The organism is Bacillus sp. YH3-2-B2, from assembly GCF_053663335.1.
The window spans coordinates 517,536-536,577 of record NZ_JBSJQE010000003.1 but is presented as its reverse complement, the minus strand read 5'-3'; the positions used below and the strand labels follow the sequence as shown (position 1 = coordinate 536,577).

The following is a 19,042-nucleotide window of genomic DNA, read 5'->3' as shown; positions in this document are numbered from 1 at the left end:
CAGCCCGGAATGCGGCTAAGAGCCGATAAGATGGATGGCTGTTGCCATCACGAACAAAAAGGCGAAAAATCCGAAGGACACGACAAAACCGACAGCTGAGTCAACAGCATCATTTCGTTTGCTTTGAACGTTTTTTTCAAAATCATTCAATTTCATCCCTCCTGACTTCCCTAAGTATACTGGAATTGTTTTGAAAAATCTAGAAGTGATGGTAACGTTTTCTGTTCTTGTGATTATCGCCTTTTTACAAGCAGACCCGGGAGCTTGTGAATCAGGCGTTTATTATAAATGAGGAAGCTGTCCTTTTTAAAGCTTCCTCTTTACTATTTGCCGAACTCAATTTAGGATAGAAGGGGATCAAGAAAGAGAGGAAGTCATACGATCATGGTATTTGATGTTTGGAAAGCCCTGAAAAAAGGGGATGTCCGCTCCGTTTATTGCTTATACGGAAAAGAAACGTATCTGCTCCAAGAGACTGTCAGCCGGATCAGACAAGCTGTCGTTGATGAGGAGACTAAAGATTTTAACCTGTCTGTTTTTGATCTTGAAGAGGATCCGCTTGACCAGGCCATAACCGATGCGGAAACGTTTCCGTTTATGGGAGAGAAGCGGCTGGTTATCGTAAAAAATCCGTCTTTTTTAACAGGGGAAAAAAAGAAAGAAAAAATAGAGCATAATACAAGCGCTTTGGAGACTTACCTGAAGGAGCCTGCGCCTTATACGGTCTTTGTGATTGTGGCTCCGTATGAAAAGCTGGACGAACGGAAAAAGCTGACGAAAGCGCTGAAGCAAAAAGCCCTTATGATTGAAGCTAAGGAGCTGAATGCAAAGGAGACGACTGATTTTACGATTAATCTGGCGAAATCCGAAAATAAAACGATGGATACAGAAGCTGCTGAGCATTTGGTTCTGCTTGCAAACGGCCATCTGTCTTCCATATATCAGGAAATACAAAAACTCTCCGCCTACACCGGTGACAGACATGAGATCACGCTTGAAGATGTCCGGGAGCTTGTCGCAAGAAGTTTGGAGCAGAATATTTTTGAGCTGATCAACAAAATCGTGAACCGAAAACGGACGGAAAGTCTTCAAATATTTTATGATCTTTTAAAACAAAACGAAGAACCGATCAAAATTATGGCGCTGATCGCCAACCAATTCCGTCTGATTATGCAGACAAAGTATTTTGCGGGACAAGGATACGGCCAAAAGCAAATCGCTTCCAATTTAAAGGTGCACCCCTTCCGGGTAAAGCTGGCGATGGATCAGGCGAGGCTATTTTCTGAAGAAGAGCTGCGGCGTATTATAGAAAGGCTCGCAGTGATGGATTATGAAATGAAAACGGGGAAAAAGGACAAGCAGCTCTTGCTGGAGCTCTTTCTCCTTGAGCTTCTCCGGACTGAATGAAAAAAACGATCCCCGTTAAAGGGATCGTTTTTGTATTATGCAGAAAGTCCGTTCACTTGTTTCGCAAGTCTAGATTTGTATCGAGCTGCGGCATTTTTGTGTACAAGACCTGTTTTCACTGCTTTATCAATGCGTTTCGCTGCTTCAGAAAGAGCAGTTTTCGCTTTATCCGCTTCGTTGTTAGCAACAGAAGCTTCAACTTGTTTGATTGCAGTACGCATAGCAGATTTGATTGTCGCGTTATGAGCGCGGCGTTCGTTGTTTGTTTTTGTACGTTTAATCGCTGATTTAATGTTTGGCATGTGTTTCACCTCCTAAGATACAACCTGTAGCACAGTGTCTTAAGGTTAAATCTTCTTCACAATAGAACAAATTGTATTCTATCAAACAGAACTTTAGATTGCAATATAAATGTAAAGTATTTTTCGTTGATGGGTAAATTCGCATGATTCGTTTTGTAAATGGCCACACTATGTACCACGATGATTGAAGGAGGTCTTTCCTGTGAAAAACAACGAACTGGATGTCAATCAATTTCTGATACGGACGGATTTAGCGGTAGAAACGAAACAGGCGGTAAAAGACGGACAAGCCGGTCAGACAAAAGAAATAAACGGGTTTATTGAAAAAGAACGCGACAAGGGCGGCATTAAAGTCAGAACCGTCGATATTACCAAAGAAGGCGCCGAGCTATCGGGGAAAAAGCAGGGACGCTATGTCACGATCGAGGCTCAAGGGGTTCGGGAACACGACTCTGACATGCAGGAAAAAGTAACGGAAGTGTTTGCCGAGGAATTTTCCGCCTACCTGTCGGCATTAAAGATTCCAAAGGATGCAAGCTGTTTGATCGTCGGTCTCGGCAACTGGAATGTGACGCCGGATGCGCTCGGCCCTCTCGTGACCGAAAACCTTCTTGTGACACGGCATCTGTTCAGGCTTCAGCCGGAAAACGTACAGGAAGGGTACAGGCCGGTCAGCGCGCTTGCTCCCGGTGTGATGGGATTAACGGGAATTGAAACGAGCGATATTATTCAAGGTGTGATCAAAGAATCAAAGCCGGATTTTGTGATTGCGGTAGACGCTCTTGCGGCAAGAGCCGTTGAAAGGGTGAACACGACCATCCAATTTTCTGATACGGGCATTCACCCGGGATCAGGCGTCGGCAATAAGAGAAAAGAATTAAGCAAGGAGACGCTCGGCATCCCCGTCATCGCAATCGGGGTACCGACTGTCGTTGATGCGGTTACGATCGCAAGCGATACGGTGGATTATATATTAAAGCATTTCGGCAGAGAGATGAAAGATGACAGCCCGTCAAGATCCCTGGTGCCCGCCGGAATGAACTTCGGCAAAAAGAAGGTGCTGACAGACGAAGACCTTCCCGGAGAAAAAGAGCGCCAATCCTTTCTCGGTATTGTCGGCACGCTGGACGAAAACGAAAAACGACAGCTGATTCACGAAGTGCTCTCTCCGCTCGGCCATAATCTGATGGTCACGCCGAAGGAGATTGACACCTTTATTGATGATATGGCGAACGTGCTAGCAAACGGGTTAAACACCGCCCTTCATGAAAAAGTGTCACAAGATAACAAAGGTTCTTATAATCATTAAAATGGTTCTACCTCCTCTAGCTTGTTCATAGAGTAATTACTAGACAAGCGCTGGAGGGATTCAAATCATGAGAAAAAAACGCAGAAACCGTCAAATTGTCGTTGCAGTAAACGGTGGAAATGCGCTCAAGGGCATGTTTTTGTTTATGACAAGCCTTATCGTTATTTTCGTATTATCGGGTGTGCTCACATCGCTTCGCCCTGAACTGAGGCTTTCTTCGGATTCTCTTCACGGAATTGCCGGAGAACTTCCGGGTGACGCGTTTGCACACCTCCTCGGTATGGAAAATCATTATTTCGCCTCAGAGCTTCCTGAAAAAGACTCTTTTCAGCTGTCCCGGCTTTCCTTAAAACTGGCGACAAGTATTAATATGGAAGACCCGCGGAGTTTCTTGGGACGTGAGCTGCCGGGATTTGCCCAATACGATACGGAGATCCTTCTGGCGGGGCAGGGGACGGATTATACGAATATGCCTGCTGAATCTCCGCCGCCGTCGAAGGTGATGGAAAAAGAAAAAGAAGTGAACCTGGCAGAAATCGAAAACAAAACGAAAAAAGAAGAAACGGCGCCGCCGAAACATTCAACAGGCAGCAAAAAAGTCGTTTTTATTTACCACACTCATAATACCGAATCCTATCTTCCTCTGTTAAAGGGGGAAACAAATCCTGATAACGCCCGCCATTCGAAGGCCAATGTCACGCTTGTCGGAGATATGTTCGGAAAAGCGCTTGAAGCGCAAGGTGTAGGAGCGACCGTAGATAAAACCGACATTCAGGCCCGCCTGAACAAAGACGGCTTAAATTATGCGCGAAGCTATGACGAATCAAGGCCGGTCGTAAAAAGCGCGCTCGCCAAAAATAAAAATCTGCAATATACCATAGACATTCACCGGGATTCCCGCCGCAAGAAAAATACGACAGCCGACATCAAAGGAAAAAGCTATGCCAGAGTCGCCATCGTGGTCGGGAAAAAAAGCGCTAATTTTGAAGAAAACTATAAACTCGCAAGTGAACTTCATAAGCTGATGGAGAAAAAATACCCCGGCTTAAGCGTCGGTGTTTTATCAAAAGGCTCTCCGGGAGATAATGGAGTATACAACCAGGATTTAAACGACAGGTCGCTTCTGCTGGAATTCGGGGGCGTGGATAACAATCTAGAAGAACTGAGGCGCGCATCAGATGCCGTGGCCGATGTGTTCAGCGAACTGTACTGGGATGCAGACAAGGTCAGCTCGCAATCAGGAGAGAAGAAAAAACAATAGAAATCAGGTGATTCGAATGATCCGTTTTACCGGCAAATGCCTGCTGATCGCCATTGTCATGTTTTTCGGCGTTTTGTTCGGCATGCAGCAGGCAAACAGCGGAATGCTTGATATGAAAGGATACAAAGATCCCTCCTTAAAAGGAGCATTCACGCTCGGCGGCGGAGAAGGACAGGAAAAAGAAGCTTCCATTTTGGGGCAAACCGTTACGGCGAAAGATCTGGAAGAAAAACAAAAACAGCTGGAACAGGCGGAAACCTTCAACCTGTTTTCAAAAGCGGGAGAAACCCTTTCAAATACCGTGACGGACTCGGCGCAGGCGATGTACGAGTGGGTTTCGAAACTGAACCGATAGCATTGATGAAGAGAAAAGCGGATGATTCCTTAAAGGAAGCTTTTCTCTTTCTTGTTTTAATTGAATGTTTACAATCCTATTGATATAATCTAAGCTAGTGTATTTTGCGTTTAATAGTAGGAGTGATAGATTGTGACAGATAAAGAAAAGCGTTTAGAGAGGCAGTCAAGAATCCGGAATTTCTCCATCATCGCCCACATAGACCACGGCAAATCGACCTTGGCGGATCGGATTTTAGAAAAAACATCGGCGATCACCCAGCGGGAAATGAAAGAACAATTGCTTGATTCAATGGACCTTGAACGCGAACGGGGAATTACCATCAAATTAAATTCCGTTCAGCTGAAATACAAAGCAAAAGACGGAGAAGAATATATATTCCATCTCATCGACACGCCCGGACACGTCGACTTTACATATGAAGTTTCGCGAAGCCTGGCTGCCTGTGAAGGCGCGATTCTCGTTGTTGATGCGGCTCAGGGAATAGAAGCGCAGACATTGGCGAACGTCTATCTGGCGCTTGATAATGATCTTGAGATTCTTCCTGTCATTAATAAAATCGATCTTCCGAGCGCAGAGCCAGAACGTGTGCGTCAAGAGGTTGAGGACGTTATCGGCCTTGACGCTTCAGACGCCGTCCTCGCTTCAGCGAAAGCGGGCATCGGCATCGAAGACATTTTAGAACAGATCGTAGAAAAAGTGCCGGCTCCCGCGGGAGATCCGGAAGCTCCGCTGAAAGCGCTCATCTTTGACTCGCTTTATGACGCGTACCGCGGAGTCGTCGCGTATATCAGAGTCGTAGAAGGAACGGTCAAACCGGGCCAGAAAATTAAAATGATGGCAACCGGAAAAGAGTTTGAAGTCATCGAAGTCGGCGTCTTCACGCCGAAAGCGCAGCCGGCTGACGAATTGACAGTCGGTGACGTAGGCTATTTGACAGCCGCAATCAAAAACGTCGGCGACACCCGTGTCGGTGATACGATCACGAGCGCGGTTAAGCCTGCGGCAGAAGCGCTTCCGGGTTACCGCAAACTCAATCCGATGGTATACTGCGGACTTTATCCGATTGACACAGCCAAATATAATGATTTGCGCGAAGCTCTGGAAAAACTTGAATTGAACGATTCATCTCTTCAATACGAGGCGGAGACGTCACAAGCCCTCGGCTTCGGTTTCCGCTGCGGTTTTTTAGGAATGCTTCACATGGAAATCATTCAAGAGCGGATTGAACGGGAATTTAAAATTGACCTTATTACGACCGCGCCGAGCGTTATTTATGACGTTTATATGACGGACGGCGAAAAGATCATCGTGGATAACCCGTCAAACATGCCTGACCCGCAAAAAATAGAGCGGGTGGAAGAACCTTATGTCAAAGCGACGATGATGGTTCCGAACGATTACGTCGGAGCGGTTATGGAGCTTTGCCAGGGGAAACGGGGCAACTTTATCGATATGCAGTACTTAGACGCCAACCGGGTCAGCATTGTATATGAGATGCCTCTTGCGGAAATCGTATATGAATTTTTTGATCAGCTGAAATCCAGCACGAAAGGGTACGCCTCTTTCGATTACGAGCTGATCGGCTACAAACCGTCCAAACTCGTCAAAATGGACATTATGCTGAATGCAGAAAAAATTGATGCGCTGTCATTTATCGTGCACCGCGATTACGCATACGAGCGCGGGAAAGTCATCGTCGAAAAATTGAAAGAATTGATTCCCCGCCAGCAATTCGAAGTGCCCGTACAGGCAGCGATCGGACAGAAAATCGTGGCCCGCTCAACCATTAAGGCCATGCGGAAAAACGTCCTTGCAAAATGTTACGGAGGAGACATCTCGCGGAAACGGAAGCTTCTTGAAAAACAAAAAGAAGGAAAACGCCGGATGAAGCAGGTCGGCTCGGTAGAAGTGCCGCAGGAAGCGTTTATGGCCGTTCTTAAAATGGATGACAGCCCGAAAAAATAACGGAAGCCGCCGCAGTCCCGCGCTGCGGCTTCTTTCTGTAAAGAAGAAGGTGTTTCAAAATGAAATCAGCTTATATTCATATTCCGTTTTGTGAGCATATCTGCCACTATTGCGATTTCAATAAATATTTTATTCAGAGCCAGCCTGTCGATGAGTACTTAAACTCACTCGAAAAGGAAATGATAAACACAATAGAACGGACGGGACGCCCTGATCTCCGCACGATTTTTATCGGGGGAGGCACGCCGACATCGCTCTCACCCGCCCAGCTGGAAAAATTGATGGATTCCATTCACCGCGTGCTGAAACCTTCTGACGGACTCATAGAATTTGCCGCGGAAGCGAATCCGGATGATTTGTCCCCGGAAAAATTAAAAATCATGAAAAATGCCGGTGTCAACCGGCTGAGCTTCGGTGTTCAAACCTTTGAAGATGAGCTTTTACAAAAAATCGGCAGAGTGCATAAACAAAAGGACGTATTCACTTCCTTTGAACGTGCGAGGGCTCTCGGCTTCGACAACATCAGTCTCGATTTAATGTTCGGCCTGCCGGGTCAGACGCTGGCCGATCTTGACAATTCCGTCAAAACGGCTTTGTCTCTTGATGCGGAGCATTATTCCGTTTACTCGCTGATCGTAGAGCCGAAAACGGTGTTTTATAATTTAATGCAAAAAGGCCGCCTGCATCTCCCGGCGCAAGAACAAGAGGCCGAGATGTATGAAACGGTCATGAGGCAGATGAGCGAAGCGGGCATCCGTCAATACGAGATCAGTAACTTTGCAAAGCCCGGATTCGAGTCGCAGCATAATCTGACGTATTGGAGCAATGAAGCGTATTTCGGTTTTGGCGCAGGCGCTCACGGATATATCAGCGGCACGCGCACCGTCAACGCCGGGCCTGTGAAACATTACATTCAGCTCATCGAAGAAAAGGGGCTGCCTTATCGTGACACGCACGAGGTGACACGTGAGGAGCAGATTGAAGAAGAAATGTTCCTCGGTCTCAGAAAAATGTCCGGCGTACAAAAGCAAGCTTTTCTCGATAAATTCGGACGCTCGGTTGACGAACTGTTTCCCGATGTTCTCAAAGATTTAACCGAAAAAGGCCTGATCTGTGACACGGAAGAATCGGTTGCATTAACGCATGAGGGCAAATTATTAGGAAATGAGGTTTTTGGCGCTTTTTTGGGTGAGTTATAATTGACATTTTTCTTTTGGTTTGTTACTTTTGATATAGAATTAGCACTCGCTGACCTTGAGTGCTAACAGGGGTGATGATGATGTTAACAAATCGTCAGCTGTTGATCCTGCAAGTGATTATTAATGATTTTATACAATCAGCGCAGCCTGTAGGATCAAGAACTCTTTCAAAAAAAGACGAGATTACATTCAGCTCTGCAACGATCAGAAACGAGATGGCTGACTTGGAGGAATTGGGCTTTATTGAAAAAACCCATTCATCCTCAGGACGGATTCCGTCGGAAAAAGGGTACAGGTATTATGTCGATCATTTGCTGTCACCCGTCAAGCTGACAAAAACCGATCTGGATTTAATTCACTCGATATTTAAAGAAAAAATCTTCGAGCTGGAAAAAACAGTCCAAAAATCAGCGCAAATCCTGTCCGATCTGACAAACTACACATCGATTGTCCTCGGGCCGACGCTGAGCGAGAACTATCTTAAACAGATTCAAATCGTTCCGATCCAGCCGGATAAGGCGGTCGCCATCCTCGTCACGAACACGGGGCATGTCGAAAACCGCACCATCAATTTCCCGGCTAAAGTGGATTTGGCCGATATTGAAAAACTGGTCAATATATTAAACGATCGATTAGCGGGCGTGCCGATGGACGAATTGAATGAGCGCATTTTCAAAGAGGTTGTCACATATTTAAGGCAGCATATCGCCAACTATGACAGCATACTTGAATCGCTCCGCTCCACATTCCATCCGGCGGCCCACGTTGAGAAATTGTTTTTCGGCGGAAAGATCAACATGCTGAATCAGCCGGAGTTCCACGATATTGAAAGGGTCCGCTCGCTCTTATCTTTAATTGAAAAAGAGCAGGATGTTCTGAAGCTGTTTCAGTCATCAAAAGCCGGAATTTCAATCAAAATCGGGAAAGAAAACGACTACGAAGAAATGGAAAACTGCAGCTTAATCACGGCCACCTATACAGTTGATACGAAGCAGATCGGATCAATCGCGATTATCGGGCCGACGCGCATGAATTATTCAAGAGTCGTCAGCCTGCTGCAGCACGTGACTTCGGACTTGTCAAAAGCATTCACAAGTTTGTATGATGAATAAGGGAATTTTGGCAATCATTTTCAGTCATCTTTTTACAGCATTTGAGGGAGGTGAACACAATGTCAGAAGAAAAACAAACCGCAGAACAGGTTGAAGCAGCAGAACAAGAAGAAGTGACAGAACAGGCAGAACAAGCGGCTTCACAAGAGCAGCATGAAGAAACGGCAGGTCAGGAAGAAGCCCTTCAGCACCAAATTGATGAATTGCAGGGTTTGCTTGATGAAAAAGAAAACAAGCTTTTGCGTGTTCAAGCAGACTTTGAAAACTATAAACGACGCAGCCGCCTTGAAATGGAAGCTGCTCAGAAATACCGTTCTCAAAACGTCGTAACGGAAATCCTTCCGGCTCTCGACAACTTTGAACGGGCGTTACAGGTAGAAGCTGAAAGCGAGCAGACAAAAAGCTTGCTGCAAGGTATGGAAATGGTCCGCCGTCAGCTGATGGACGCACTTGAAAAAGAAGGCGTTGAAGCCATCGAAGCTGTCGGTCAGGAATTTGATCCGAACCTTCACCAAGCCGTCATGCAGGTGGAAGATGAAAACTTCGGCAGCAATATTGTTATCGAAGAACTGCAAAAAGGCTACAAACTGAAGGATCGCGTCATCCGTCCTTCAATGGTAAAAGTGAATCAATAACTACATAGCAGGAGGTAATTCAAAGTGAGTAAAGTAATCGGAATTGACTTGGGTACGACAAACTCATGTGTGGCAGTGCTTGAAGGCGGAGAGCCTACAGTAATCGCCAACGCTGAAGGAAACCGTACGACTCCGTCAGTCGTTGCATTTAAAAACGGCGAGCGCCAAGTAGGGGAAGTGGCGAAACGCCAATCAATCACAAATCCTAACACAATCATGTCTGTTAAACGCCATATGGGTACTGACTATAAAGTGGAAATCGAAGGAAAAGACTACACGCCTCAAGAAGTATCAGCTATTATCCTTCAGCATCTGAAAGCATACGCTGAAAGCTACCTCGGCGAAACAGTTTCAAAAGCCGTTATCACGGTTCCTGCATACTTCAACGATGCAGAGCGCCAAGCGACAAAAGATGCCGGTAAAATCGCCGGTCTTGAGGTAGAGCGTATTATCAACGAGCCGACTGCAGCAGCGCTTGCATACGGACTTGATAAAACGGACGAAGACCAAACGATTCTTGTTTACGACCTTGGCGGCGGTACGTTTGACGTATCTGTTCTTGAACTTGGCGACGGCGTGTTTGAAGTCCGTTCAACTGCCGGTGACAACCGTCTTGGCGGGGACGACTTTGACCAAGTCATCATCGATCATCTCGTAGCAGAATTCAAAAAAGAAAACGGCATTGATCTTTCAAAAGACAAAATGGCGCTTCAGCGTTTGAAAGATGCGGCTGAGAAAGCGAAAAAAGATCTTTCCGGCGTATCATCTACACAAATTTCTTTACCGTTTATCACAGCGGGAGAAGCAGGTCCTCTTCACCTTGAGCTGACACTGACCCGCGCTAAATTCGAAGAGCTTTCCGCTCACCTTGTTGAGCGCACAATGGCTCCTGTCCGTCAGGCTCTTCAAGATGCGGATCTTTCTGCGAGCGAAATCGACAAAGTTATCCTTGTCGGCGGATCAACACGTATTCCTGCCGTACAGGAAGCAATTAAAAAAGAAACGGGTAAAGAAGCGCATAAAGGCGTAAACCCTGATGAAGTTGTAGCGTTGGGTGCAGCGATTCAAGGCGGCGTCATCACGGGAGACGTAAAAGACGTTGTTCTTCTTGACGTTACACCGCTTTCTCTCGGTATTGAAACAATGGGCGGCGTGTTCACGAAACTGATCGACCGCAACACGACAATTCCGACGAGCAAGTCTCAAGTATTCTCAACTGCAGCTGACAACCAAACGGCTGTTGACATTCACGTGCTTCAAGGTGAGCGCCCGATGTCTGCCGACAACAAAACGCTCGGCCGCTTCCAGCTTACTGATATCCCGCCTGCACCGCGCGGCGTACCGCAAATCGAAGTTTCTTTCGATATTGACAAAAACGGTATCGTAAACGTAAGAGCGAAAGACTTAGGCACAGGAAAAGAACAAAACATTACAATCAAATCTTCTTCAGGTCTTTCTGATGATGAGATCGAACGCATGGTAAAAGAAGCGGAAGAAAACGCTGACGCTGATGCGAAGAGAAAAGAAGAAATCGAAGTTCGCAACGAAGCTGACCAGCTTGTGTTCCAAACGGAAAAAACATTAAAAGATCTGGAAGGCAAAGTGGACGAAGAGCAAGTGAAAAAAGCAAACGACGCGAAAGACGCGCTGAAAGCCGCTATCGAGAAAAACGAAATTGAAGACATCAAAGCGAAAAAAGATGATCTTCAAACAATTGTTCAAGAGCTTTCTATGAAGCTTTATGAAGAAGCGGCAAAAGCGCAGCAGGCTGAAGGCGCAGCAAACGCTGAAGGCAAAAAAGCGGATGACAACGTTGTCGATGCGGAATACGAAGAAGTAAAAGACGACGAAACGAAAAAATAAGTTCTTTCCCGCATGGCTTTAGGCGGAAGAACACACAGCATATTCTGATTCAACAGACAGAAAGTCAAAGTCAGGCATCTCTTGGCTTTGACTTTTTTTCTTGCCCGGGATAAAAGGAATTGAAAAAACATAATTCAAAATGATACAATCTAATTTATGTGAGAAATTCGGGAGAGTGAAGCGAGATGAGTAAGCGTGATTACTATGAAGTGCTTGGGGTAAGTAAGAGCGCTTCAAAGGATGAAATCAAAAAAGCCTATCGGAAGCTTTCAAAAAAATATCATCCTGATATCAATAAAGAATCCGGAGCAGATGAAAAATTCAAAGAGGTAAAAGAAGCGTACGAAGCGCTCTCAGACGACCAAAAACGCGCTCAATATGACCAATTCGGCCATACAGACCCTAACCAGGGATTCGGCGGCGGTTTCGGAGGCGGCGGAGACTTCGGCGGCTTCGGTTTCGATGACATCTTCTCAAGCATCTTCGGAGGCGGCACGAGACGCCGTGACCCGAATGCGCCGCGGCAAGGCGCGGATCTGCAGTATACAATGACCCTGTCATTTGAAGACGCGGCTTTCGGAAAAGAAACGATCATTGAAATTCCGCGCGAAGAGAATTGCGAAACATGTAAAGGATCGGGCGCGAAGCCGGGAACAAAGCCGGATACGTGCTCGCACTGCGGAGGTTCAGGCCAGCTGAACGTCGAACAGAACACGCCGTTTGGCAAAGTGGTTAACCGAAGAGTCTGCCACCACTGTGAAGGAACAGGAAAAATCATCAAAAACAAGTGTTCTGACTGCGGCGGCACGGGCAAAGTGAAAAAACGGAAAAAAATCAATGTCACGATTCCTGCCGGTGTGGATGACGGACAGCAGCTGCGCGTTCCGGGCCAAGGTGAACCTGGCGTAAACGGAGGGCCTGCGGGAGATCTGTTTGTCGTATTCCATGTGCGCGCCCACGAGTTCTTTGAACGCGACGGAGACGATATTTATTGCGAAATGCCGTTAACGTTTGCCCAAGCAGCACTCGGAGACGAAGTGGAAGTGCCGACGCTTCACGGAAAAGTGAAATTGAAAATACCTGCCGGCACACAAACAGGCACGAAATTCAGATTAAGAGGCAAAGGCGTTCAGAACGTCCGGGGCTACGGACAAGGCGACCAGCACATTGTCGTCCGCGTCGTCACACCGACGAATCTGACAGACAAACAAAAAGACATCATCCGCGAGTTCGCTGAAGTCAGCGGAAACCTGCCGGATGAACAAGAAATGAGTTTCTTTGACAAAGTAAAACGCGCATTTAAAGGCGAGTAATGATTGGATAGGAGTTGGTAGTTTTGAAATGGTCCGAAATCAGCATTCACACAACACATGAAGCGGTCGAACCCATCTCAAATATTTTGCATGAAGCTGGTGCGAGCGGGGTTGTCATCGAAGATCCGCTTGATTTAATGAAAGAGCGTGAGAATGTTTACGGGGAAATCTACCAGCTCGACCCCAATGATTACCCCGATGAGGGTGTCATTGTCAAAGCGTATCTGCCGATTAACAGTTTCCTCGGCGAAACGGTGGACGGCATTAAAGAGACGATTAATAATCTGCTTTTGTACGACATTGATTTAGGCAGAAACACAATCACCATTTCTGAAGTTAATGAAGAAGAATGGGCGACAGCTTGGAAAAAGTATTATCATCCGGTGAAAATTTCTGAAAAATTCACGATCGTACCCACATGGGAAACGTACACACCCGTGAATACCGATGAACTGATTATCGAAATGGATCCGGGCATGGCATTCGGTACGGGAACGCATCCGACAACCGTTCTGTGCATTCAGGCGCTTGAGCGTATCGTTCAAAAAGGCGACCATGTCATTGATGTCGGCACCGGTTCAGGAATTTTAAGCATCGCGGCCGCCATGCTTGAGGCCGAATCGGTTCATGCATATGACCTTGATCCGGTCGCTGTTGAAAGCGCGCGTCTGAATCTAAAATTGAACAAAGTGAGTGATACGGCCGAAGTGAAGCAGAACAATTTGTTAGACGGCATCACGGGCGAACATGATGTCATTGTCGCAAATATTTTGGCGGAAGTGATTCTCCGCTTTACATCACAGGCGTACGACCTGCTCAAAGACGGAGGCCATTTTATTACTTCAGGCATTATCGGCCAGAAAAAACAGGAAGTAAAAGAAGCGTTGGAAAAAGCCGGCTTTACCATCACAGAAATTCTGTCTATGGAAGATTGGGTCAGCATCATCGCGAAAAAATAACAGTTAGTAGGTGTCACAGCGTATGCAACGATATTTTATCGAGCTCACGAAGCAGGAGATGGACGAAACTCCCGATTTTCAAATTACGGGGGAAGACGTCCACCATATAGCGAACGTCATGAGAATGAGTGCGGGAGACCGGATAATCTGCTGTTCGAAAGACGGCCATGAAGCGTTATGCCTGCTCAAAGCGGTTTCTAAAGATCATATATCATGCAGCATTGCTGAATGGACGGGTGAAAACCGTGAACTGCCGTTAAAAATCAGGATTGCCAGCGGCCTTCCGAAAGGCGATAAGCTTGAATGGATTATCCAAAAAGGGACCGAGCTGGGGGCTAGTATGTTCATCCCCTTTCAGGGCGCCAGATCCGTCGTTAAGCTAGACGACAAAAAGGCAAAAAAAAAGCGGGAGAGATGGGCGAAAATCGCGAAGGAAGCGGCGGAGCAATCGTACCGCAATGAAATTCCCGAAGTGAAAACCGTTCATACGTTCCGGCAGCTGCTTGAAATGGCGGAGAATGTCGATAAATGTGTCGTTGCATACGAGGAGTCATCAAAGCAGGGAGAAACGGGCGCTTTCGCCGCGGAGCTTAAAAGCCTTCCGCAAGGTTCGTCTCTTTTAATCGTATTCGGCCCTGAAGGCGGTCTGACTGAGTCTGAAGTTCATCAGCTTTCAGAAAAAGGCGCCGTCTTATGCGGCCTCGGACCGAGAATTTTACGGACTGAAACTGCGCCTCTTTACGCGTTAAGCGCAGTTTCCTATCATACAGAGTTATTAAGAGGTGATCAGTAATGGCAACTGTTGCTTTTCATACCCTTGGCTGCAAGGTCAATCATTATGAAACAGAAGCAATCTGGCAGCTGTTTAAAGATGCGGGTTATGAACGAAAAGAATTCGAACAGACAGCAGATGTATATGTCATTAATACATGTACGGTAACAAACACGGGAGATAAAAAAAGCCGTCAAGTCATCAGACGGGCGATCCGCCAAAATCCTGACGGCGTCATCTGCGTAACAGGGTGCTATGCGCAAACCTCTCCGGCAGAAATTATGGCCATACCGGGTGTTGACATCGTCGTCGGCACGCAGGATCGTGAAAAAATGCTCGGTTACATTGAGCAGTACAGGGAAGAGCGTCAGCCGATCAACGGCGTCGGCAATATTATGAAAGCACGCGTGTTTGAAGAGCTGGATGTTCCCGCTTTTACTGACCGCACAAGAGCGTCGTTAAAAATCCAAGAGGGCTGCAACAACTTCTGTACGTTCTGCATTATCCCTTGGGCGCGCGGTCTGCTTCGTTCCCGCGATCCGGAAGAAGTCATTAAACAGGCGCAGCAGCTGGTGGATGCCGGCTATAAAGAAATCGTCCTGACGGGGATTCATACGGGCGGCTACGGCGAAGATATGAAAGATTATAATTTCGCCAAGCTTCTCCGCGAGCTTGATACACGTGTAGAAGGACTGAAGCGGATCAGAATTTCATCTATTGAAGCAAGCCAAATCACTGATGAAGTGATTGAAGTGCTGGACGCGTCTGATAAAATCGTCCGCCACCTTCATATCCCGATTCAGTCAGGATCAAACACCGTTCTGAAACGGATGAGACGCAAATATACGATGGAATTTTTCGCGGACCGTTTAAATAAGCTGAAAGAAGCGCTGCCGGGTCTTGCTGTCACATCTGATGTCATCGTCGGTTTCCCGGGTGAAACGGAAGAAGAATTTATGGAAACATACCGGTTCATTAAAGAACATAAGTTTTCAGAGCTTCACGTATTCCCTTACAGCAAACGCACCGGAACACCTGCGGCCAGAATGGAAGACCAGGTTGACGAGAACGTGAAAAACGAACGGGTGCATAAGCTGATTGCGCTGTCTGACCAGCTTGCCAAAGAATACGCCTCCGATTATGAAGGAGAGGTTCTGGAAATCATTCCGGAAGAGGCGTTTAAAGAGTCTGATGAGGACGGCATGTTCGTCGGCTATACGGACAATTACATGAAAGTCGTCTTCAAAGGCACGGAAGATGTAATCGGCAAACTTGTCAAAGTCAAAATTCAAAAAGCGGGCTATCCGTATAATGAAGGACAATTCGTCCGCGTCGTTGAGGATGAAATGACCCGGAACATGCGCATGTCTTCATAACAGATAAAAAAACCGGTGCCTTCCCGCATCGGTTTTTTTACGGTTTCGGAGGAATCATCCTGTCAATCAGCCGGTAAAACAAATGTGTGAACGGCAGAAACAATAAGGCGGTGACTACGTTAAATAACAGGCTGAAATGCGCAATCATCTGCGCGGGATCATCAGACAAGCGCTCCGTAATACCTGCTGATGCAGACAGGAAGGGAAAGACGAGCAGTACGCCGAGAATATTAAACACTACGTGAGCACCGGCGGTCTGTCTGGCGGCATAACCGCCTGAAACAGCAGCCATGACGGCCGTGACGCATGTCCCGATATTAGATCCCAGAACGACGCTGACCGCTTGTTCAATGCCGATCACCCCTTCGTTCATAAAACTCATCAAAATGCCGATGCAGACGGAGCTTGAATGAATGATTGCCGTCAATATCATACCGATAAAAAGAGCGGACCAGCTCGAATCATTCACATGGCGCAAAACCTCCGCCCCCGCCTTCATTTCTGTCAGCGGAACGGCAAGTCGGCTGAAGCATGTGATGCAAAAAAAGATGATGCTGAGACCGAGGAAGCTTATACCGATCTGCCTGAACGGATATTTACGGATGAGGATAAACACAAGGCCTCCGATAAAAAGCACCCAAATGAGCACGTCCATCTTTATGGCTAAAAACTCCGTCGTAAATGTGGAGCCGACATTCGTGCCGAGAATCATCGGAATGGTCCGTTTAAAAGATAAAGCGCCTGCGCTGACAAAGCCGATGACAATGACCATGAAGGCTGAGCTGCTCTGAAGAAAACCGGTGAATATGATGCTTATGAGAAAAGCTTTCAAAGGGTGGTCGGTAAATAAGAGCAGGCTTTTCTCAATTTTTGAATACGTTAATGCGATCAGGCCCTGCCTGAGCAGGCTCATTCCGAGTAAAAAAAACAGGATAAGTGCGGTAAAGAGAATCAGTATTATCAAACGAAACACCCCTTTCCATCATTATATAGACAAGCAGCCTTATTCATGACGGAAAAGTGAGCTCGCTTAGTTGACCTGACTGATGGCTTATATTATAATGTCAAAGTACATGTTTATATATGTATCTTTTTAAAGGTAGTCGATTGGTGTATTCGGAGGGAGGGAAAGAGAATGTCAAAAACGGTCGTTAGAAAAAACGAATCGCTTGAAGATGCTCTTCGTCGCTTCAAACGCAGTGTATCAAAGACAGGTACTTTGCAAGAAGCAAGAAAGCGCGAATTTTATGAAAAACCTAGCGTAAAGCGCAAGAAAAAGTCAGAAGCTGCTAGAAAACGCAAATTCTAAAAGAGGGTGGATTTATGAGTCTTCTTGAGCGACTTAACCAAGATATGAAGCTGTATATGAAAAGCCGTGAGAAAGACAAACTGACTGTCGTTCGAATGGTGAAAGCTTCACTTCAAAACGAAGCAATTAAGCTTAAGAAAGACAGTTTGACCGAGGATGAGGAACTTACTGTCCTATCTCGTGAACTTAAGCAACGTAAAGACTCCCTCCATGAATTTTCAAACGCTGATCGTTTAGATTTAGTAGATAAAGTTCAAAAAGAGCTGGACATTTTAGAAATTTATTTACCGAAGCAGCTTTCTGAAGAAGAGCTGCAGACAATTGTAAATGAAACCATCGCTGAAGTCGGTGCGAGCTCCAAAGCGGACATGGGCAAAGTGATGAGTGCTATTATGCCTAAAGTAAAAGGTAAAGCTGACGGCAGCGTAATTAACAGACTTGTCAGCAGTCAATTATCTTAATTGACAAGAAAAAAGACATCTTTCCTAGAGAGATGTCTTTTTTTATACATAAAAAAATGAAACTAAAGTACATTTGTTACGTATATAAAGAAGAACGAAACGGGAAGGAGGGTATATTGGCCTTGTTCCGAAAAAAAACCGGAATTGCTGTTGCTCTATTGGGCTTATTTGTATTATCTTTATTAGGGGTTCAATTGAACGCGAAAGCTGATCATCCATCGGTTTATGTCGTCCCGGTTGAGAAAAATGTCGAACAGGGGCTCGCCTCGTTTTTATCGCGTTCTTTCAAAGAAGCGAAGGAGTCCGGCGCGTCACACATTATTCTTGACATCAATACACCGGGAGGCGCCGTTCAATCAGCCTTGGATATTGCGGATATCATCGGCCGCGCGGATGTGCCTGTTACCGCTTACGTTAATAAACGGGCGCTTTCTGCCGGAGCGTATATAGCGCTTCAGGCAGATGAAATCTATATGGCGCCGGGCGGAAAAATGGGTGCCGCAGCCATCATCGACGGAAAAGGAAACGCGGCGGACAAAAAGGCTCAATCACTGTGGCATGCAGAAATGGAGGACGCAGCGGTTAAAAACAACCGAAATCCGAAATACGCCCTGGCCATGGCAGATCCCGCCATCAATGCAAAGGAAGCGGGCGCCCCAAAGGGAAAACTGCTGACACTGACAGCTGAAAAAGCCAAGGAAGTCGGATATTCGGAGGGCACGGTTTCAGACCTTGATGCTTTATATACAAAGCTAAGTTTTGACAAAGCGGATGTTCACCATGCAAAAGAAGGTTTCGTCGGCAAACTGGGCAGATGGCTGACAAATCCGTTTGTTGTCCCCGTCTTATTAACGCTTGCTTTGCTTGGTTTGACCATTGAATTGTTCTCGCCGGGCCTCGGGATACCGGGTGCCGTCGGACTGACGGCCATGCTGCTGTTTTTCACCGGGCATATCGCTGCCGGATTCGCCGGCTATGACAGCGTATTCTTATTTTGCGCGGGCTTGGTTTTTATCCTTTTAGAGATATTTCTGCCCGGAGGCATAATCGGTCTTATCGGTATTGCAGGCGTCATCGCGAGCCTCTTTCTCGCTGCGGGCAGCTTTACCGTAATGGCGGTTTCTCTCTTGATCGCCATTGCTGTGTCTATTACAGCCTTTATCATATTAACAAGGGTGTTGGGGAAACGAATGAAATTCTTTAAAAAATTAATATTAACTGATTCAACAAGCACGGAGAGCGGTTATGTTTCAAATCAGAACCGGACGGAGCTGTTGGGGAAAGTCGGCATTACCGCTACAGCCCTCAGACCGTCAGGCACCGTCATTATTGATGATGAACGTCTGGATGTCGTCTCGGAAGGATCATTCACTGAAAAAGACAGACAGGTGAAAGTAGTGAAAGCGGAAGGCTCACGCATTGTCGTGAGAGAAATATAGAT

General features: G+C 46.4%; 18 protein-coding genes and 2 pseudogenes. 17 read left to right on the top strand and 3 right to left on the bottom strand.

Annotated elements, in window-relative coordinates; translation table 11 throughout:
• Positions 1 to 15 precede the first annotated feature (15 nt).
• Complete coding sequence (locus ACWJJX_RS12810; protein ID WP_003152870.1) at positions 16 to 150, bottom strand: YqzM family protein; 135 nt, start codon at positions 148 to 150, stop codon at positions 16 to 18.
• 40 nt (positions 151 to 190) lie between these two features.
• On the opposite strand from ACWJJX_RS12810, the pseudogene ACWJJX_RS12805 reads away from it, so the two are divergent.
• Positions 191 to 345, top strand: a pseudogene (locus ACWJJX_RS12805) (hypothetical protein).
• 39 nt (positions 346 to 384) lie between these two features.
• Positions 385 to 1,426, top strand: a pseudogene (gene holA, locus ACWJJX_RS12800) (DNA polymerase III subunit delta).
• 16 nt (positions 1,427 to 1,442) lie between these two features.
• Here holA and rpsT read toward each other — a convergent pair.
• Positions 1,443 to 1,709, bottom strand: coding sequence for a 30S ribosomal protein S20 (gene rpsT / locus ACWJJX_RS12795; protein WP_003152876.1), 267 nt, complete (start codon positions 1,707 to 1,709; stop codon positions 1,443 to 1,445).
• A gap of 202 nt (positions 1,710 to 1,911) precedes the next feature.
• On the opposite strand from rpsT, the gene gpr reads away from it, so the two are divergent.
• From gpr to mtaB, 12 genes are all read left to right on the top strand, one after another.
• Positions 1,912 to 3,018 carry a GPR endopeptidase gene (gpr, locus tag ACWJJX_RS12790; protein ID WP_003152878.1) on the top strand — a complete coding sequence of 369 codons (1,107 nt, stop codon included), beginning with the start codon at positions 1,912 to 1,914 and terminating at the stop codon, positions 3,016 to 3,018.
• A 67-nt stretch (positions 3,019 to 3,085) separates the two neighbouring features.
• Positions 3,086 to 4,279 (top strand): stage II sporulation protein P, encoded by a 1,194-nt coding sequence (gene spoIIP, locus ACWJJX_RS12785; protein WP_013352939.1) that lies wholly within the window; start codon positions 3,086 to 3,088, stop codon positions 4,277 to 4,279.
• A gap of 16 nt (positions 4,280 to 4,295) precedes the next feature.
• Positions 4,296 to 4,634 (top strand): YqxA family protein, encoded by a 339-nt coding sequence (locus tag ACWJJX_RS12780; RefSeq protein ID WP_007408270.1) that lies wholly within the window; start codon positions 4,296 to 4,298, stop codon positions 4,632 to 4,634.
• Positions 4,635 to 4,766: 132 nt separating this feature from the next.
• Positions 4,767 to 6,602 (top strand): translation elongation factor 4, encoded by a 1,836-nt coding sequence (gene lepA / locus ACWJJX_RS12775; protein ID WP_013352938.1) that lies wholly within the window; start codon positions 4,767 to 4,769, stop codon positions 6,600 to 6,602.
• A 59-nt stretch (positions 6,603 to 6,661) separates the two neighbouring features.
• The gene (gene hemW / locus ACWJJX_RS12770; protein WP_070082131.1) at positions 6,662 to 7,801 is read left to right on the top strand and encodes a radical SAM family heme chaperone HemW; all 1,140 of its coding nucleotides are present in this window, start codon (positions 6,662 to 6,664) and stop codon (positions 7,799 to 7,801) included.
• 80 nt (positions 7,802 to 7,881) lie between these two features.
• Positions 7,882 to 8,913 (top strand): heat-inducible transcriptional repressor HrcA, encoded by a 1,032-nt coding sequence (gene hrcA / locus ACWJJX_RS12765; protein WP_003152889.1) that lies wholly within the window; start codon positions 7,882 to 7,884, stop codon positions 8,911 to 8,913.
• Positions 8,914 to 8,972: 59 nt separating this feature from the next.
• A complete protein-coding gene (grpE, locus tag ACWJJX_RS12760) occupies positions 8,973 to 9,548 on the top strand; it encodes a nucleotide exchange factor GrpE (protein WP_003152892.1) in 576 nt (191 codons plus the stop codon).
• Between the two features lie 24 nt (positions 9,549 to 9,572).
• A complete protein-coding gene (gene dnaK, locus ACWJJX_RS12755) occupies positions 9,573 to 11,411 on the top strand; it encodes a molecular chaperone DnaK (protein WP_454023013.1) in 1,839 nt (612 codons plus the stop codon).
• A gap of 185 nt (positions 11,412 to 11,596) precedes the next feature.
• A complete protein-coding gene (gene dnaJ / locus ACWJJX_RS12750; protein WP_003152895.1) occupies positions 11,597 to 12,724 on the top strand; it encodes a molecular chaperone DnaJ in 1,128 nt (375 codons plus the stop codon).
• 23 nt (positions 12,725 to 12,747) lie between these two features.
• Positions 12,748 to 13,683 carry a 50S ribosomal protein L11 methyltransferase gene (gene prmA, locus ACWJJX_RS12745; protein WP_077722610.1) on the top strand — a complete coding sequence of 312 codons (936 nt, stop codon included), beginning with the start codon at positions 12,748 to 12,750 and terminating at the stop codon, positions 13,681 to 13,683.
• Positions 13,684 to 13,705: 22 nt separating this feature from the next.
• The gene (locus ACWJJX_RS12740; RefSeq protein ID WP_003152900.1) at positions 13,706 to 14,476 is read left to right on the top strand and encodes a 16S rRNA (uracil(1498)-N(3))-methyltransferase; all 771 of its coding nucleotides are present in this window, start codon (positions 13,706 to 13,708) and stop codon (positions 14,474 to 14,476) included.
• Positions 14,476 to 15,831, top strand: coding sequence for a tRNA (N(6)-L-threonylcarbamoyladenosine(37)-C(2))-methylthiotransferase MtaB (gene mtaB / locus ACWJJX_RS12735; protein WP_014305444.1), 1,356 nt, complete (start codon positions 14,476 to 14,478; stop codon positions 15,829 to 15,831). Before ACWJJX_RS12740 ends, mtaB begins: the two co-directional genes overlap by 1 nt.
• 37 nt (positions 15,832 to 15,868) lie before the next feature.
• Here mtaB and ACWJJX_RS12730 read toward each other — a convergent pair whose 3' ends face one another.
• Positions 15,869 to 16,795: a Na/Pi symporter gene (locus tag ACWJJX_RS12730; protein WP_070082128.1), complete on the bottom strand. Its 927-nt coding sequence runs from the start codon at positions 16,793 to 16,795 to the stop codon at positions 15,869 to 15,871.
• A gap of 171 nt (positions 16,796 to 16,966) precedes the next feature.
• Between ACWJJX_RS12730 and rpsU the strand changes: the two genes are divergently transcribed.
• The 3 genes from rpsU (at position 16,967) to ACWJJX_RS12715 (ending at position 19,040) form a co-directional block, all read left to right on the top strand.
• Complete coding sequence (rpsU, locus tag ACWJJX_RS12725) at positions 16,967 to 17,140, top strand: 30S ribosomal protein S21 (RefSeq protein WP_003152957.1); 174 nt, start codon at positions 16,967 to 16,969, stop codon at positions 17,138 to 17,140.
• A 14-nt stretch (positions 17,141 to 17,154) separates the two neighbouring features.
• The gene (locus ACWJJX_RS12720; RefSeq protein ID WP_003152958.1) at positions 17,155 to 17,601 is read left to right on the top strand and encodes a GatB/YqeY domain-containing protein; all 447 of its coding nucleotides are present in this window, start codon (positions 17,155 to 17,157) and stop codon (positions 17,599 to 17,601) included.
• A gap of 122 nt (positions 17,602 to 17,723) precedes the next feature.
• Positions 17,724 to 19,040 (top strand): NfeD family protein, encoded by a 1,317-nt coding sequence (locus ACWJJX_RS12715; RefSeq protein ID WP_454023012.1) that lies wholly within the window; start codon positions 17,724 to 17,726, stop codon positions 19,038 to 19,040.
• Positions 19,041 to 19,042 lie beyond the last annotated feature (2 nt).

Excerpts from the sequence above, each read along its gene's own strand:
- ACWJJX_RS12780 (WP_007408270.1), top strand. The coding sequence starts at position 4,296 with ATGATCCGTTTTACCGGCAAATGCCTGCTGATCGCCATTGTCATGTTT.
- ACWJJX_RS12720 (WP_003152958.1), top strand. The coding sequence starts at position 17,155 with ATGAGTCTTCTTGAGCGACTTAACCAAGATATGAAGCTGTATATGAAA.
- hrcA (WP_003152889.1), top strand. The coding sequence starts at position 7,882 with ATGTTAACAAATCGTCAGCTGTTGATCCTGCAAGTGATTATTAATGAT.
- rpsU (WP_003152957.1), top strand. The coding sequence starts at position 16,967 with ATGTCAAAAACGGTCGTTAGAAAAAACGAATCGCTTGAAGATGCTCTT.
- mtaB (WP_014305444.1), top strand. The coding sequence starts at position 14,476 with ATGGCAACTGTTGCTTTTCATACCCTTGGCTGCAAGGTCAATCATTAT.
- dnaJ (WP_003152895.1), top strand. The coding sequence starts at position 11,597 with ATGAGTAAGCGTGATTACTATGAAGTGCTTGGGGTAAGTAAGAGCGCT.
- grpE (WP_003152892.1), top strand. The coding sequence starts at position 8,973 with ATGTCAGAAGAAAAACAAACCGCAGAACAGGTTGAAGCAGCAGAACAA.
- ACWJJX_RS12740 (WP_003152900.1), top strand. The coding sequence starts at position 13,706 with ATGCAACGATATTTTATCGAGCTCACGAAGCAGGAGATGGACGAAACT.
- spoIIP (WP_013352939.1), top strand. The coding sequence starts at position 3,086 with ATGAGAAAAAAACGCAGAAACCGTCAAATTGTCGTTGCAGTAAACGGT.
- hemW (WP_070082131.1), top strand. The coding sequence starts at position 6,662 with ATGAAATCAGCTTATATTCATATTCCGTTTTGTGAGCATATCTGCCAC.
- rpsT (WP_003152876.1), bottom strand. The coding sequence starts at position 1,709 with ATGCCAAACATTAAATCAGCGATTAAACGTACAAAAACAAACAACGAA.